The sequence below is a fragment of the Virgibacillus dakarensis genome (assembly GCF_900155625.1).
In the GTDB taxonomy this organism is placed as follows: domain Bacteria; phylum Bacillota; class Bacilli; order Bacillales; family Amphibacillaceae; genus Lentibacillus_C; species Lentibacillus_C populi.
This window is the reverse complement of sequence record NZ_LT732553.1, coordinates 985,831-1,002,347: the sequence shown is the minus strand read 5'-3', so window position 1 is coordinate 1,002,347 and position 16,517 is coordinate 985,831. Positions and strand designations below refer to the sequence as shown.

The following is a 16,517-nucleotide window of genomic DNA, read 5'->3' as shown; positions in this document are numbered from 1 at the left end:
AGGAAATACCTCCCTATTAAGCACCCATGAATATGGATTAAATTCTGTTTGGGGCAAAAAATAGCTTTTATAACAATTCATAAACACAAAAATTATATTGTGTTTATGAATTGTTATAAAAAGGGGAGGAAGGGGTTGACTTCCTCCCGTATTCTTATCTGGACTCACCTTTTGTTTGCTGAGCATCAAAAGTCCATGTAAGGTCTAAAGAATCTCCTTGGAATTTATTTTGATCATTGCCATTATCCACAAATTCAAATTGAACTACAAGATCGTCGTGATCCCCAACTTTAAGACCACTTCTTTCGTCTCCTAATCCCAAAAATGCCCAAATTTTGTTTTTAACGGCATCCGGCATTTCACCTTTTAGTTCAGCTAAAGTTGTTGATGCTATAACATTTTCATGAGGATATTGAAAGATTGAGTCTTTATCATAGTTTTTTAAGAAATTCACTCTAATGTGTTCCCCAAAATCTTCTCCATCGTTATCACCATTTTTATCATTTACAGTATAATCAGTAAGAATATTTACTTTTGAAATATCCAATGTTCCCTCGTTGGTAAGTACGAATTCCCGAGTCATCCAATCACCAGGCTTTAAATTATCCACATCAATAATCGTGGTCGGATCGACTGACAAATCTAATGTACCTGCAGCAAATGTATTATTTGTTGCTTCTGCATCACTGAAATACGCGAAAGTACCTCCCCCAATCAATGCTATACCTAGTGCTGCTGATGCTACTCCCATTACTAGCTTTTTCTTAATACTCATTCTTGTTCCTCCCTGTAACTAATTTTTTATTTTGAACTCAATGATGAGACAAAATCATGCCCGGTAATTCTATTTGGTCATCCGTTACATATACTAAGTTAACGGCCCTTTTTCTCTCCCATCCCCTACTGTTCTTCATTAACAACAAATTGTTCTCTATAGGGAACATAACAATTGTGAGTATAAGACATACATTTCATTTTGAAAAGGCTTGAATTCAACCGTTTGTGCTTAATTAAGAACGATTTACTTCTATTATCTTCAGTTTTCTTCCAAATACGTACAATTTTAAATTTTATTAAGAACAATATGGATTTTATAAGAACAATCGCAACTAAGAAAAGCGCAAGCGCCCGTTTAGCAACGTACAAACTGGAGCACTCCGCAATGAGATAAAGGAAACACGGTGAGCTGGAAGCGAATCGATGTTGACTTATCGTAGTGAAGGAGTGTGAAGTTTGCTAGTTGCTGGGCGCTGGAGCTGGACATGGCCAACTCTGACGCAATAAGAATAGAGCCTAAATTTTTATACTTTCTTTACCTACAAAAAAAGACTCCTCAGTGAGAAGTCTCTAGTAAATCACGCCACGACTGCAGCTCTCGATATTGTTCATTATTAATTGTTTCATCTTCCACTAGCAATCGTAGTAACTGATCATAATCCGTAATTGTCCGGAAAGCAAGATTTGCTTGCAAAAATTGCTCTTTTGCCTTTTTCAGTCCGTACGTAAAGATAGCGAGTACACCAAGCACTGTTATCCCTTCTTTTTCTAATGCCTTGGCAGATTCAATTGATGACCCGCCGGTGGAAATCAAATCTTCAATCACGATAGCTCGTTGTCCCTTTTCAAGTTTCCCTTCTATTTGATTCCCTTTGCCGTGTCCTTTTGGCTTCGATCTGACATAAACCATCGGCAGCCCCAGTCTATTTGCAACCCAGGCGGCGTGAGGAATTCCGGCAGTAGCGCATCCGGCAATTACATCAGGCTTTTGCTCCGATTGTTCGATTAATTGCACAAATGCTTGAGCAATTTTCGCACGTATGTCTGGATAAGACATCGTAAGGCGGTTATCACAATAAATCGGTGATTTAATTCCAGATGTCCAGGTAAAATAATCTTCTGTTCTAATTTGTACTGCTTGGATGTCCAGTAAATTACGTGCTATTTCACGACTCAGCTCCACAATTCCACTCCTCCACCACTTTGTTATATGCTTTTTTCGGGTCTTGCGCGTTGGTTATTGTCCGTCCGACAACAAGAATATCCGAGCCATTTTTACGGGCAAATGCCGGTGTGGCAACACGTTTTTGATCATTTGTCTCCGCGTCCTGCAATCGGATACCAGGTGTCACGGTTAGGTAAGATGACCCGCACACTGCTTTGATCCGCTTTGCCTCATGAACGGAACAAACAACACCATCTGCTCCGCTACGATTGGCAAATTCGGAAAGGCGAACGGCATTGTCCTGAACATTCCCTTGTATCAGCAATTCATTATTCATAATAGTATGATCCATCGACGTCAAAATCGTAACCGCAATCAGCTTCGTATCATATTGAGAACCCGACAGCAGGCCTTCTTTTGCTGCTTGGATCATTTCACTGCCACCGAGCGCGTGTACATTCACCATATCTACCTCCAGCCTGGCCAGATTTTTCATTGCGTTTCTTACCGTTGTTGGAATATCATGCAGCTTTAAATCAAGAAATATCGCATGATTGTCCTGCTTTAGTTTTTCAATCACATCTGGCCCTTCCCGGTAAAATAATTCCATCCCCACTTTAACCGGGACTCCATACAGATCATGTTGATCAATGAAATGTTTTGCTTCATTCCATGTCGGAAAATCCAAAGATAAATAGATAGTCTGATTCATTCTTCAACATGCCCCTTTCCGATCGCAGCTTCTGCCGATGCGAATCCGTACTCTTTCAAAACCGCCGGTAACGCATCAATGATTTCGGAACAGACAAATGGATTCTGGAAATTGGCTGTTCCAATTGCAACCGCACTAGCACCCGCAAGTAAAAACTCCAGAACATCCTGAGCATTTGCAATACCACCCATTCCAATAATTGGGATCGAGACATGCTGCTTTACTTCATAAATCATCCGAATGGCGATCGGTTTAATCGCCTGGCCGGAAAGCCCACCTGTTTTGTTTGCAAGCAGTGGCCGCTTACTTGATAAATCAATTTGCATTCCAGTTAGTGTGTTAATCATCGAAAGGCCGTCCGCTCCAGCTTGTTCAACGGCTTTTGCCATCGAAACAATATCGGATACATTTGGGGACAGCTTTACATACACGGGCAGATTGCTCACCTTTTTCACTTCTTCTGTCACAGTAGCTGCCATACCGGGATTGGTGCCGAACTGGATCCCGCCCTCTTTTACATTTGGACAGGAAATATTCAATTCCAGTGCATGAACAGCATCCGTTTGATTAAAAGCCTCGGCAACATTTACATATTCTTCAAGTGTACTTCCCGCTACATTTGCGATAATTGGAATGTTATAGGTTGCTAGATTTGGTACTTCATGGGCGATAATTTTTTCTACACCGGGGTTTTGCAAGCCGATGGCATTTAACATACCTGCCGCTGTTTCTGCTACCCGTGGTGTTGGATTACCAAAACGGGCACTTCCTGTTGCTGCTTTCATAATGACAGCACCGAGTTTGCGTAAATTATAAAACTCACTAAATTCCCGGCCAAACCCAAAACAGCCTGATGCAGGCATAATCGGATTTTTTAGTGTTAGACCAGGTAATTGAACTCCCAAGTTTGTCATAATATCACCTCATCTGCGGCAAACACTGGACCGTCCTGACAAATTTTTTTATAGCCGCGCTCTTCGTTTCCCGGAATAACGCAGGCAAAACACGCTCCGATACCACAGCCCATACGTTCCTCCAACGAAATGTATCCCTGTTTATTACGCAGTTCTTCTGTTACTGCCTGAAGCATCGGCATTGGCCCGCAAGAGAAGTAGTTATCAAATTGTCCCGTCTGATCGAGCACATTCGTAACAAATCCCTTGTGTCCATAGCTGCCATCATTGGTTACAATCCATGTTTCCCCAAGTGCAGCAAACTTTTCTTCATAAAATACATGTGCCTTCGTTTGAAACCCCAGTACCGCCTTAACATGAATACCTCTCTGCATGAGTTCCTTACCCAGGTTATAAAGTGGGGGAATACCGATCCCCCCGCCTATCAGTAATGCTGTTTTCATCGTCTCCATATAAGGAAAGCCATTCCCGTTAGGCCCAATTGCATCAATCGTCATTCCCGGCCTGTAAGCTGCCAATTGCTTCGTACCGGTTCCTATTCTTTTAAACAGGATGACAACAAGTTCTTTCTCCTGGTCAACATCGGCAATCGAGATCGGCCTGCGCAATGTATGCCCCTCCACCTGCAAATGTAAAAACTGGCCTGGCTTCGCATTCCCTGCTATATAGGCATTTTCAAGAACCATTTCGACCGTTTCCAAGGCAATTTCCTCTACAGATCTTACAACCATCGTTAGTCGTTTTTTCATGGCAAAACAACCTCTTGCCCTGTTAGTGGCTGGGCACTGAATGTGGTGGAATCAATCACATTTAAGATGGCGTTCGCGGTATCTAAACTTGTTAAGCAGGCAATTCCATGTTCAACTGCTTCCCGGCGAATCCAAAATCCGTCAGATCGCGTTTTTTTACCAGACGTCAGGGTATTAACAACAAATTGCACATCCCCATTTTCGATAATTGATAATACATTTGGTTGATCCGCTCCAACCTTTCCTACTTCCGTTACCGGGATTCCTCGTTCTTTTACAAAAGCAGCAGTTCCGGTCGTTGCATACAGCTTAAATCCAAGTTGATGAAAACCGCATGCGATGGAAAGTACCTCCTGTTTATCCTTATCAGCAACGGTCAAAAGTACAGCACCTTCCTGCGGCACCGATAAGCCCGATGCAACAAGTCCTTTGTAAAGGGCTTTTTCCAACGTTTTATCATGACCGATCGCTTCTCCGGTTGATTTCATTTCCGGTCCGAGAATGGTATCAACACTGCGCAATTTTGCAAACGAAAACACTGGTACTTTTACCGAAACCGTATTATGCTCCGGTAAAATTCCTGTAGCATACCCCAGTTCTGAAAGTGTTTCCCCTAAAATGCATCTTGTTGCCAGATTAGCCATCGTAACACCCGTGATTTTACTTAGGAAAGGGATCGTTCTACTGGCTCTTGGATTAACCTCAAGGACGTAAACATCATTATTCCGGACGATAAATTGGATATTGATCAGCCCTTTTACATGCAACTTACTGGCAATTTTCACGGTAGCATCCATACATTTTTGTTTCACAGCCTCACTGATTCGCTGTGGGGGATAGACAGCAATGGAATCTCCGGAATGGATACCTGAACGCTCGATATGTTCCATAATACCTGGAACAATGACCGTTTCCCCATCACTGATTGCATCCACTTCGACCTCAATGCCGGTAATATATTGATCGATCAAAATCGGGTGTTCGTTCTCCGTATCATGTGATTTCGCCAAATAAGCCTGCAGTTCTGACTCGTGATAGACAATTTCCATCCGGCTGCCGCCAATGACATACGATGGCCTGACCAAAACGGGATAACCTATTTCTTTGGCAACTGTTAATGCCTGATCGAACTTCTTTACTGACCTTCCCTTTGGCCGCAATATCTGTAAATCATGCAACAATTGTTCAAATTTATCCCGGTCTTCAGCTTTGTCAATTGCAGCTAAATCCGTTCCAAGGATTTTGACTCCGCGCCGTTCCAACCCTGCTGCCAGATTAATTGCTGTCTGTCCGCCAAATTGGACGATAACACCTTCTGGCTGCTCTAAATTAATTACATGCATGACATCTTCCAATGTAAGTGGTTCAAAATAGAGCTTATCAGAAATACTGAAATCGGTTGATACGGTTTCCGGATTATTATTCATGATAATCGCTTCATAGCCCAGTTCCTTGATTGCCAGCACAGAATGAACCGTAGCATAGTCAAACTCGATTCCCTGTCCAATTCGAATCGGGCCTGATCCAAGAACAAGAACTTTTTTGCGATCAGATTGAATGGATTCATTTTCATCTTCATAGCTACTGTAAAAGTATGGGGTTTCGGATGCGAATTCCGCTGCACACGTATCAACCATTTTGTATACCGGTTGGATGTTATGATTGAGGCGAAATTCATATACCTCATCAACTGGTTCATTCCATAGTCTGGCAATTTGCGTATCCGAAAAGCCCAGTCGTTTCGCTTTTGCTGCTATTTCCAATGAAAACTTATTGCGTTTTATTGTTTCCTCTAATTCCATTAACTGTGCCAGTTTGACTAAAAAGAAGCGATCGATTTTTGTCAGCTGAAAAATTGCTTCAACAGACATGCCACGCCGGAAAGCTTCAGCTAATACAAACAATCGCTCATCATCTGCTTTCGGAAGCTTTTCTTTAAGTTCATCAAGCGGCAAATCAACCAGACGTTTAAGCCACAATTCTTCTGTTCCGACATCAAGCGACCGGATCCCTTTTAAAAGTGACTCTTCAAAATTCCGCCCAATCGACATGACCTCACCCGTTGCTTTCATTTGTGTCCCAAGATACCGGTCACCGGTAACAAATTTATCAAATGGGAACCGTGGTATTTTAGTAACAACATAATCAAGTGCCGGTTCAAAGCAGGCGTAGGTATTACCGGTAATCGGATTGATGATTTCATCCAATGTTAATCCGACAGCTATTTTTGCCGCCATTTTAGCGATTGGATAGCCCGTAGCTTTAGATGCTAATGCTGATGAACGACTGACTCTTGGATTTACTTCAATAATGTAATAGTTAAAGCTGTCTGGATCAAGTGCCAGCTGGACATTACAGCCACCTTCAATTTTTAGTGCGCGAATGATTTTCAGCGAAGCATTTCTGAGTAATTGATATTCGCGGTCGCTTAATGTTTGTGATGGTGCTACAACGATGGAATCACCTGTATGAATACCGACCGGGTCAACATTTTCCATATTGCAAACAACAATCGCCTGATCATTTTTATCACGCATGACTTCATATTCAATTTCTTTAAAACCAGCGATATTTTTTTCAATTAAGCATTGATCAACAGGTGATAATGCCAGACCATTGCGGGCGATTTCCCTTAGTTCCATTTCGTTAAAACACATACCACCACCTGTTCCACCAAGTGTGTATGCTGGCCGTACAATAACAGGAAAACCGATTTTAGCAGCAAAGTTGCACGCTTCTTCAACCGTGTTAACGATTTGACTGTCTGGGACGGGTTCCTGCAATTCCTGCATTAGCGAACGAAATTTTTCCCTGTCCTCCGCTTGCTGGATTGCCTCCAGTGCTGTACCAAGTAAAGTAATATTGTATTCGGCAAGTATACCTGTCTTTTCCAAGGCAACAGCCAAATTTAAGCCCGTTTGTCCGCCCAATGTAGGAAGTAGCGCATCGGGCTGTTCTTTACGGATAATTTTGATCAAAAACTCCGTCGTTAGCGGTTCCATATACACTTTATCCGCTACTGTATGATCGGTCATGATTGTTGCTGGATTAGAGTTGGCTAAAATGACGGTATACCCTTCCTCCTTTAATGCCTGACAGCCTTGCGTTCCGGAGTAATCAAATTCAGCTGCTTGTCCAATGACGATTGGGCCGGATCCGATGACGAGAATTTTCTTGATGGATGTATTTTTAGGCATATGCTTCCTCCTCGTTTTTCGCTTTTACAGCGACAATCATTTGCAAAAATTCATCAAACAAGTGGTTCGTATCTTCCGGCCCTGGTGAACTTTCCGGGTGATATTGAACAGAGAATGCCGGATGAACAGTATGTCTGATTCCTTCTACACTGTTGTCATTCAAAGCAATTTGCGTCAGGGCCAGATTTGTTCTTCCCAGTGATTCATGTGTCACCGCATAGCTGTGGTTCTGTGATGTCATATATGTTTTCCCTTTTTCCAGATCCTTGACTGGATGATTGGCACCGCGATGACCAAATTTCATTTTTTCCGTATTTGCACCACAGGCTAAGGCAAGCAGCTGATGGCCCAGACAAATTCCAAAAAGTGGAATTCTCCCTAACACTTCTTTTAGCATTTCGATCGCTTCCGGTACATCTTTTGGATCTCCGGGGCCATTTGTCAGCATAATGCCATCAGGTTTTAACCGTAAAATATTGGCAGCTCCGTAGTTATATGGTACAACCGTTACGTGACAATCATGTTTGGTGAGCTCCCGTAAAATGCCATGCTTCATGCCAAAATCAACGAGTACAATTCTAAGACCGCGTCCAGGTACAACGTATGGTTTGGCTGTAGATGTCCGGTGTACTTGATTCGTTCGTTTCGGTGTTTGCTTTAACCGTTCGATTACCTTTTCCACCGGTTCATTACATGAAGTGATACACCCTTTCATCGTGCCGTACAGGCGGATAATTTTTGTTAATTTCCTTGTGTCAATCCCGGCAATCCCTGGAATATCATTAGCCTGCAAAAAACTGCTTAAGCTTTCGTCGCTGCGGAAATTGTATGGATGTTCACAATATTCCTTTACGATAAACCCATGAATAAATGGTGTTACCGTTTCAAAATCATCCCGATTTATCCCGTAATTTCCGACTAATGGGTATGTCATCATCACGATCTGCCCACAGTACGAAGGATCGGAAATAACCTCCTGATACCCGGTCATTCCAGTATTAAATACAACTTCTCCGCTACAGTCTTTTGTGCTGCCGAATCCTTCGCCGATAAAAACAGAACCATCTTCCAAAACAAGCTGTCGTTTATGCATGTGTATCCTCCTTGTAGACTACTTTCCCTTTCGCTATCGTCATGACCGGTAACCCAGTCACGGTCCAGCCTTGAAATGGTGTATTTCTTCCTTTTGAATAAAAATTACGTTTATTAATACGCGATGCTTTTTCCAGATCCACTAATGTGATGTCCGCAATAGCACCCTCCTCCATCCGGCCATACGGTAACCTAAAAACAGCTGCTGGCTTTACTGTTAGCCAGTCTATTAATTGGGTAAGGGAGCATTTATTTGTTTTTACAAGCTGGGTGTACAGCAAGGGAAAAGCTGTTTCTAACCCGACAATGCCGAACGGCGCTTTCTGAAACCCTTGTGCTTTTTCAGTTTCCGTATGTGGGGCATGATCGGTCGCGATAAAATCGATCGTTCCGTCAAGCAGACCTTCGAATAATGCTTTTTGATCGCCTTTCGCCCGTAATGGTGGGTTCATTTTAAAATTGGTATCGCCCGTTTTGATATCTGTTTCATTTAAGAGCAGATGATGAGGGGTAACCTCGGCCGTCACCTGGATACCTGCTTTTTTGGCATCACGGATAACGCGAACAGACTCCTTTGTGCTGACATGACAGACATGATAATGACAGCCACTCGCTTCCGCCAGCAGGACATCACGGGCAATTTGTACCGATTCACTTAATGACGGGATCCCTGGCAGCTTGAGACGCTCACTAATTTCGCCATCGTGGACAACGCCGTGGTAAACAAGTGTATTATCCTCACAATGCGCAACGACTGGTTTTCCGCACGCCGCTGCTTGCTTCATGGCCTGAAACATTTGATCAGCCGTTTGGATCCCGACACCGTCATCAGTAAAGGCAAAAGCCCCTAAACTGGCAAGCTCACGAATCGGCGTTATTATTTCCCCTTTTAATCCTTTTGTAATAGCGGCGTACGGCAAAACCCGTACCACTGCATCTTGCTTTATTTTTTCCTGAAGCTCCTGCAGTACGACCGAATTATCTGGTACCGGATTCGTATTCGGCATCGCACAGACCGTTGTAAATCCGCCTCTTGCAGCTGCTTCTGTTCCAGTTTTAATTGTTTCTTTATGCTCCCCACCCGGTTCTCGCAAATGGACATGAACATCAACAAAGCCTGGCAGCAGCAGATTACCCTGGCAATCAATGATTTGGTAAGCTTCTTTCGTGATCGTTGAACCCATTTCTATGATTCTTTCGTGATCAATAAGTACATCGAGGTCTTCTAGTTGATTAGTAGGAAGCAACTTTTTTGCGTTCTTTAGTAAGATCATGGATGAACCCCCGTTCAGCTAATAATTTTGTAATAATTGCCATACGTACATAAACACCGTTTGCCATTTGTTTAAATATCCGTGACCGTTCGCATTCAACCAAGGTCGTATCGATTTCCACCCCGCGATTGATTGGGGCCGGATGAAGAATAATTGCATGTTTCTTCATCCGTCTTGCTCTCTCTGTTGTCAAACCATAGTGTTGTAGATATGTCGTATCCTTGTCTACATATTTTTCCTCGTGCCGTTCATGTTGAATTCGCAATAACATCATGACATCACACGTTGCTGCTGCTTCATCCATCGAAATATATGGGAAGTCCAATGTCGTATCGGCAAATTCCGGTGCTCCTGAAAAGTAAACATTCGCACCTAATCTCTGCAGGGCGTATGCATTTGAGCGGGCAACACGGCTATGTTTTATATCACCGGCTATCGCCACGTTAAGACCGGTAAATTTGCCAAATTCCTGGTAGATTGTCATTAGGTCCAGCATACATTGGGTCGGGTGTTCCCCTTTTCCTGCACCAGCATTAATAATTGGAATCTCGATAGTTTGCAGGAGATTGTCATACCATGTATCGTCCTGATGACGGATAAAGAGGATATTTGCCCCGATCGCTTCATACGTTTTTGCCGTATCGTACAATGTTTCACCTTTTCGGACGCTTGATGTTTCACTATGAAAATCCAATACATCCATCCCCAGCTTTTTCTGGGCAACGATAAAACTCATTTTCGTTCTCGTGCTTGGTTCGTAAAATAAATTAGCTGCAAATAATTGTTGCGTTACGTTTCGTGTTTCACCATGACGAAATTCCTCTGCTGTTTCAATGATGGAAAATATCTCAGCTTCTGACAAATGGTTTACCGATATAAAGTTTCGCACAAGCGCTCCTCCTTTTAGTCCCAAAAAATCCAATCTTCATTTTTTAAAGCCATATTGGCCACGTCCAGCTTCAGGGCCCAGTGTTTTGCATTTTCTCCATAAAAAAACCTCTTTGCATAAGATCGCAAAGAGGTACGGCAGACAGAAGTCGGACATCAGGGGTCGGAAGTCGGATGGGAAGCGGTCGTTAGAATAGCCGATTCCATCCTGATTCAAACCATCTTTTCTTCTGTATACACGTAATCTAAAACGACCTTATAAATCTCGCTGGATTTAATTAAAGGTCTGCCTATTTATTTTTCAAAAATGGATACTTGATCTGTCTCATCTGTTTCATTAAGCTGGACAACGATTATTTCCTTTTCTGAAGTTGGGATATTTTTCCCCACGTAATCAGCACGAATCGGCAGCTCCCTGTGTCCGCGGTCAATTAAGACTGCTAATTGAATATGAGATGGTCTGCCCAGGTCCATTACAGCATCCATTGCCGCGCGTACAGTTCGGCCGGTAAACAATACATCATCGATCAAAATGACATTTTTACCGGCGAGCTTAACTGCAATATTCGTTTCCTTCAGTTCTGGATCATCACTTTCCACCGCTTTTTCCAAATCATCACGGTAAAGGGTAATATCCAATTCGCCTATCGGAACCGTAATTTCTTCTATCTGCTTAATTTTTTCCTGCAGACGTTTGGCGATCGGTACTCCTCTTGTTTTAATCCCGACTAAAACAAGATTTTCCCCACCTTTATTTTTCTCTACAATTTCATGAGCAATCCGGGTTAACGCCCGGTTAATTGCCTGCTGATCAAGTATTTCCGTCTTTTTCTTCACCATTTCACCTCGATTAAAAAATCCCTTTCTCCATGAGGAAAAAGGGATTTGGTATAAAGCCAAACGGTCGGTTCCTTTTTAGCCTCACAGGACTATAATTTAAAGGATCTTATTTACTTGTATTTATTATGGCAAAGCCAATCCTATCTGTCAATACATTTTTTTAATTTGCTTTAGCAGATCGCGGAATACCGTTGGTGCCTCGCTTGTAAAATGCATCCAATTCTTTGTCCGTGGATGTGTGAAGCCGAGTACTTTCGCATGCAAGGCCTGTCCGCCTATATCGAGGGTCTTCTTTGGACCATATTTTGGATCACCAACAAGTGGAAAACCAATATATTTCATATGGACACGAATTTGGTGTGTCCTACCTGTTTCCAACCGGCATTCAACATGGGTAAAATGCTCAAAACGTTGCAATACGGTAAAATGGGTGACAGCAGGCTTTCCCTGTTCGACAATGCCCATTTTTTGTCTATCTTTTGGATCTCTGGCAATTGGCGCATCAATCAATCCTTTATCATGTTCAATTACTCCGTGGACGATTGCTTCATATTTTCGTTCGACATCCTTTGCCTGCAGCTGTTCAACAAGTGATGCATGGGCCTGATCATTCTTTGCAACAACTAATAACCCGCTCGTATCTTTGTCAATCCGATGGACAATCCCCGGACGTTCGACACCATTAATTCCCGATAGATCATGACAATGAAAAAGAAGTGCGTTAACGAGTGTCCCGCTGGCATGTCCAGCAGACGGATGAACAACCATCCCCCTTGGCTTGTTGACAACAATGACATCGCGATCCTCGTAAACAATGTCAAGCGGGATATCCTCTGGTGTAACCGATAACGACATTGATTCAGGTATCGACCATGTTACACGATCCCCTGATTGACACTTGTAATTAGCCTTGACAATATTGTCATTGACCGCAACCAAACCCTGATTGATCCACGTTTGTACCTGGGAACGGGAATTTTCCGGATTTATCTCAGCCAGCAGCTTATCAATTCGTATTTTATTTTGTTCCCTTTGCACTTCGTATTGCTGCTCGGTCATTTCGCTGTCTTTCCTTTCCTTTTCTCATCCAAAAAGGTTGCTATTAAAACAAGAATAACACCTACAGTTAATGCTGAATCCGCAACATTAAAAATCGGAAAATCATAACCGAATATAATAAAATCAAGAAAATCAACAACCTCTTGCCGAAAAAGCCGGTCGATAAAGTTGCCGATTGCCCCACCCAAAATCAGACTAAGTGAAACTGCAAGCAGGATGCTGTCTTTCCCGAACTTTTGCATATAGTAGACAACCCCGATGATCACCACGACAGTAATGATATAAAAGAAGATCATTTGGCCCTCTAAAATTCCCCAGGCAGCACCTGTGTTTCGATGAGAGGTTATGTAGAAGAAGTCTTTAATAACGGTGATTTGTTCGTACAATTCCATGTTTTTGACAATGATCCATTTTGTCAGCTGGTCAATTCCAATGACAACTACTGCAAGAAGGTAGTACCAATACATGAAGACTTTCCTCCAATTCCTATTCTATTCCTATTGCATTTTACCACAAAAAGTCACGCTTTGCCTTATAAGCGGGAAAATATATACTGCTGCGATACAAATACCAGCACAGAAACATAAGAATGCTGATTATAAACCAGCATTCTTACCTTTTCATAAGCTATTTTTATCCTGTATAATGCTTTTTCACAACATCTGCACAACGGGAACATAATTCAGGATGATCATGATCCTCGCCGACTGTTTCGGAAGCGACCCAGCAGCGTTCACATTTTTCGCCTGGATGTTTTTCTACTTTAACATGGACGTAGCGATATTCTTTTGTATCATCAGCACTATCCACAACATCAGCACCCGAAACGATGAGTAATTGATGTAAGTAGGGGATGTGTTCCAGTACTTCTTTTGTTTGCACATCCTTAGCGACAATTGTTACTTTTGCCTCAAGTGATTTACCAATTACTTTGCCATTCCTTGCTTCTTCCAGTGCTTTCAAAACATCATCCCGTACTTTCATGAAATGATCCCATTTTGCAAGTGCAGCTTCGTCTTCAAATACAGTTCGTGCCTCCGGAATGTCCGTTAACTGTACATAGTCAGCCTCAGCTCCAGGAACGTATTCCCACACTTCCTCTGCTGTATGTGGGATAATCGGTGTCAGCATCTTAATCAAACTTGTCAAAATATCGTAATACACCGTTTGAATACTCCTGCGACGATGGTCATTCTCCGCTTCGATATACAAAATATCCTTAGCAAAATCCAAGTAAAATGAGCTTAAATCGACCGCACAGAAATTATGGATTTGATGATAGATCGGTGAGTACTCAAAGTTGTCATAGCTTTTCCGCACGCTTTTCATAACATGCTGCAGACGATGAAGCATGTAACGATCGACTTCTTCAAGATCGTTTTCAGCTACACGGTCTTTAGCTGGATCGAAATCAGCAATATTCGCCAGCATAAACCGGAACGTATTACGGATTTTCCGATATGTTTCTGAAACCTGTTTTAAAATATCATCCGAAATACGGACATCTGCCTGGTAATCAACGGAAGCAACCCATAGGCGTAAAATGTCAGCACCGAGCTGTTTTAGAACCTTGGAAGGAACAATCACATTGCCAAGTGATTTACTCATTTTTCTTCCATCGCCATCTAACGTAAATCCATGGCTGACAACATTTTCATATGGTGCCTTTCCAGTTACCGCAACAGCCGTTGATAGGGAAGAGTTGAACCAGCCTCGATATTGGTCACTTCCTTCCAAATACACATCTGCCGGCCGTCTATGGTTCTCTCTGCCGACAAGCACTGCTTCATGTGATGAGCCTGAATCAAACCAGACATCCATAATATCGGTTTCTTTTGTAAACTTGCCATTAGGGCTGTGCTCAGAAGTAAACCCTTCAGGCAGTAGATCTTTAGCATCCCATTCAAACCAGATATTTGATCCATGTTCAGCAAACAACTCAGATACATGTGCAATCGTTTCATCGGTAATGATTGGTTCCTTATCTTCCCCGTAAAATACCGGAATTGGCACACCCCATGTACGTTGGCGGGAAATACACCAGTCCTCGCGATCCCGCACCATATTGTACAGACGTGTTTCACCCCACTGTGGATACCAATTGATCCGTTTGATCTCATCCAGAATATCCTGACGAAAATCTTTAATCGATGCAAACCACTGGGAGGTCGCCCGGAAAATAGTCGGTTTTTTCGTCCGCCAGTCGTGTGGATACGAGTGTGTAATAAACTTTAACTTTAATAACGCGCCTACCTCTTCCAGCTTCTCCGTGATCGGTTTATTTGCCGCATCGTAGAACATGCCTTCGTACCCAGGTGCTTCCTCTGTAAACACCCCTTTTTCATCGACTGGGCAGAGAGCATCAATGCCATATTTTTTTGATACATAAAAGTCATCTTCCCCGTGTCCCGGTGCCGTGTGTACACAACCGGTCCCAGCATCTATTGTCACGTGTTCACCGAGCATGACAAGGGAATCACGATCATAAAATGGATGCTGAGCCACAATTTTATCTGCTTCTTTTCCTTTAAACGTTTTTACAACTTCCGGGTCCTCCCATGCCAGTTCTTCTGCAACAGCTGGGAGTAGTTCCTCGGCAACAACAAATTTATCATCGTTTACCTTGGTAACGACATAGTCAAAATCTGGATGAAGACTAATTCCTAAGTTAGCAGGAATGGTCCATGGCGTTGTTGTCCAAATGATGAATTTCTCTCCGCCATCAAGGAGCTCCTTCCCATCGGTTATCTCAAACGCAACATAAATTGAGGGGGAACGCTTGTCATAATATTCGATTTCCGCTTCCGCAAGTGCCGATTCAGACGAAGGCGACCAATAAACCGGCTTCAATCCTTTATAGATATAGCCCTTTTTCGCCATTTCACCAAACACACGAATTTGCGCGGATTCATAGTCCTTTGTCAACGTGATATAGGGATTATCCCAATCGCCGCGAACACCTAACTCTTTAAACTGTTCCCGCTGATTATCAATTTGCTTCATAGCATATTCCGCACATTTTTGTCTGAATTCTGCGATACTCAGCTTTTTGCGATCCACCTTTTTCTTTTTGGTAAGCGCCGTTTCAATTGGCAGTCCGTGTGTATCCCAGCCTGGAACGTATGGTGCATGGTAACCGGCCATTGATTTATAGCGGGTAATAAAATCTTTTAAAATTTTATTTAGCGCATGACCAATATGCAGATCGCCATTCGCATATGGCGGGCCATCATGAAGAATAAATAACGGTCTTCCTTCTGTACGTGCAAGACTTTTTTCATATAAATGGTTTTCATCCCATTCCTTGCGTCGTAATGGTTCTTTATTCGGCAAATTTCCACGCATCGGAAACTTGGTTTTTGGCATAAGTAATGTCTCTTTATAATCCATCTTACCTTCCTCCTGTTCATGTTAAGATAAAACAAAACTTCAGTGGGAGCTTTTTCCGCTAATTGAATGGGTCGAGCCTTTATGGGCAGTTAATCGACATTTCATCTCGGAAGTTTAGAGTGGAGAGTTGCTGCCCGTTAAAGCGGGATAAAAAAAGCCCTCATCATCCCCAAAAAGGGACGAGAAGACTCGCGGTACCACCCTTATAAATTTAATATCATCATTAAATTCACTCAAGATTCGTAACGTGAATGAACCGTCCATCTCTACTTGTTAATCGTTCGAATGGATACTCCAGAGTGATCTTCCAAAAGTATGCTGTACCAGGCTCACACCAAATCCCGGCTCGCTTTTACAGATATGCTTTTATACTGTCTCTATCATCGTATTTACTATATGAAGATGTTCAAAAAGTATCCGAATAATAAGCCGACTTTTTAAACACGCACTATATGTTTAC

13 protein-coding genes and 1 other annotated feature are annotated in these 16,517 nt (G+C 42.6%); all 13 genes read right to left on the bottom strand.

Annotated features, from left to right (window positions below; translation table 11 throughout):
* Window positions 1–154: 154 nt before the first annotated feature.
* A complete protein-coding gene (locus tag CZ382_RS04990; RefSeq protein ID WP_088050112.1) occupies window positions 155–775 on the bottom strand; it encodes a CalY family protein in 621 nt (206 codons plus the stop codon).
* A 558-nt stretch (window positions 776–1,333) separates the two neighbouring features.
* Window positions 1,334–1,954: an orotate phosphoribosyltransferase gene (pyrE, locus tag CZ382_RS04980; protein WP_200809518.1), complete on the bottom strand. Its 621-nt coding sequence runs from the start codon at window positions 1,952–1,954 to the stop codon at window positions 1,334–1,336.
* Complete coding sequence (gene pyrF / locus CZ382_RS04975; protein WP_088050109.1) at window positions 1,944–2,654, bottom strand: orotidine-5'-phosphate decarboxylase; 711 nt, start codon at window positions 2,652–2,654, stop codon at window positions 1,944–1,946. Before pyrF ends, pyrE begins: the two co-directional genes overlap by 11 nt.
* Window positions 2,651–3,568: a dihydroorotate dehydrogenase gene (locus CZ382_RS04970; protein WP_088050108.1), complete on the bottom strand. Its 918-nt coding sequence runs from the start codon at window positions 3,566–3,568 to the stop codon at window positions 2,651–2,653. Before CZ382_RS04970 ends, pyrF begins: the two co-directional genes overlap by 4 nt.
* Complete coding sequence (locus CZ382_RS04965) at window positions 3,565–4,317, bottom strand: dihydroorotate dehydrogenase electron transfer subunit (RefSeq protein ID WP_088050107.1); 753 nt, start codon at window positions 4,315–4,317, stop codon at window positions 3,565–3,567. The genes CZ382_RS04970 and CZ382_RS04965 overlap by 4 nt, the downstream gene beginning before the upstream one ends.
* On the bottom strand, window positions 4,314–7,514 hold the full coding sequence (gene carB, locus CZ382_RS04960; protein ID WP_088050106.1) for a carbamoyl-phosphate synthase large subunit: 3,201 nt from the start codon (window positions 7,512–7,514) through the stop codon (window positions 4,314–4,316). Before carB ends, CZ382_RS04965 begins: the two co-directional genes overlap by 4 nt.
* Window positions 7,507–8,607 carry a carbamoyl phosphate synthase small subunit gene (locus CZ382_RS04955; RefSeq protein WP_088050105.1) on the bottom strand — a complete coding sequence of 367 codons (1,101 nt, stop codon included), beginning with the start codon at window positions 8,605–8,607 and terminating at the stop codon, window positions 7,507–7,509. Before CZ382_RS04955 ends, carB begins: the two co-directional genes overlap by 8 nt.
* Window positions 8,600–9,880 carry a dihydroorotase gene (locus CZ382_RS04950; RefSeq protein WP_088050104.1) on the bottom strand — a complete coding sequence of 427 codons (1,281 nt, stop codon included), beginning with the start codon at window positions 9,878–9,880 and terminating at the stop codon, window positions 8,600–8,602. Before CZ382_RS04950 ends, CZ382_RS04955 begins: the two co-directional genes overlap by 8 nt.
* Window positions 9,840–10,769, bottom strand: a complete 930-nt coding sequence (locus CZ382_RS04945; RefSeq protein ID WP_088050103.1) for an aspartate carbamoyltransferase catalytic subunit — start codon at window positions 10,767–10,769, stop codon at window positions 9,840–9,842. Before CZ382_RS04945 ends, CZ382_RS04950 begins: the two co-directional genes overlap by 41 nt.
* A 293-nt stretch (window positions 10,770–11,062) precedes the next feature.
* On the bottom strand, window positions 11,063–11,605 hold the full coding sequence (gene pyrR / locus CZ382_RS04940; protein ID WP_088050980.1) for a bifunctional pyr operon transcriptional regulator/uracil phosphoribosyltransferase PyrR: 543 nt from the start codon (window positions 11,603–11,605) through the stop codon (window positions 11,063–11,065).
* Between the two features lie 150 nt (window positions 11,606–11,755).
* A complete protein-coding gene (locus tag CZ382_RS04935; RefSeq protein WP_088050102.1) occupies window positions 11,756–12,667 on the bottom strand; it encodes an RluA family pseudouridine synthase in 912 nt (303 codons plus the stop codon).
* A complete protein-coding gene (gene lspA / locus CZ382_RS04930) occupies window positions 12,664–13,134 on the bottom strand; it encodes a signal peptidase II (protein WP_088050101.1) in 471 nt (156 codons plus the stop codon). The genes CZ382_RS04935 and lspA overlap by 4 nt, the downstream gene beginning before the upstream one ends.
* Before the next feature lie 166 nt (window positions 13,135–13,300).
* A complete protein-coding gene (gene ileS, locus CZ382_RS04925) occupies window positions 13,301–16,057 on the bottom strand; it encodes an isoleucine--tRNA ligase (protein ID WP_088050100.1) in 2,757 nt (918 codons plus the stop codon).
* 172 nt (window positions 16,058–16,229) lie between these two features.
* Window positions 16,230–16,450 (bottom strand) — a binding site (T-box leader).
* Window positions 16,451–16,517 lie beyond the last annotated feature (67 nt).

Bases quoted from the DNA above. Each gene is read 5' to 3' on its own strand.
- CZ382_RS04950 (WP_088050104.1), bottom strand. From the start codon at position 9,880: ATGATCTTACTAAAGAACGCAAAAAAGTTGCTTCCTACTAATCAACTA.
- CZ382_RS04970 (WP_088050108.1), bottom strand. From the start codon at position 3,568: ATGACAAACTTGGGAGTTCAATTACCTGGTCTAACACTAAAAAATCCG.
- CZ382_RS04935 (WP_088050102.1), bottom strand. From the start codon at position 12,667: ATGACCGAGCAGCAATACGAAGTGCAAAGGGAACAAAATAAAATACGA.
- lspA (WP_088050101.1), bottom strand. From the start codon at position 13,134: ATGTATTGGTACTACCTTCTTGCAGTAGTTGTCATTGGAATTGACCAG.
- CZ382_RS04990 (WP_088050112.1), bottom strand. From the start codon at position 775: ATGAGTATTAAGAAAAAGCTAGTAATGGGAGTAGCATCAGCAGCACTA.
- pyrF (WP_088050109.1), bottom strand. From the start codon at position 2,654: ATGAATCAGACTATCTATTTATCTTTGGATTTTCCGACATGGAATGAA.
- CZ382_RS04965 (WP_088050107.1), bottom strand. From the start codon at position 4,317: ATGAAAAAACGACTAACGATGGTTGTAAGATCTGTAGAGGAAATTGCC.
- ileS (WP_088050100.1), bottom strand. From the start codon at position 16,057: ATGGATTATAAAGAGACATTACTTATGCCAAAAACCAAGTTTCCGATG.
- carB (WP_088050106.1), bottom strand. From the start codon at position 7,514: ATGCCTAAAAATACATCCATCAAGAAAATTCTCGTCATCGGATCCGGC.
- CZ382_RS04955 (WP_088050105.1), bottom strand. From the start codon at position 8,607: ATGCATAAACGACAGCTTGTTTTGGAAGATGGTTCTGTTTTTATCGGC.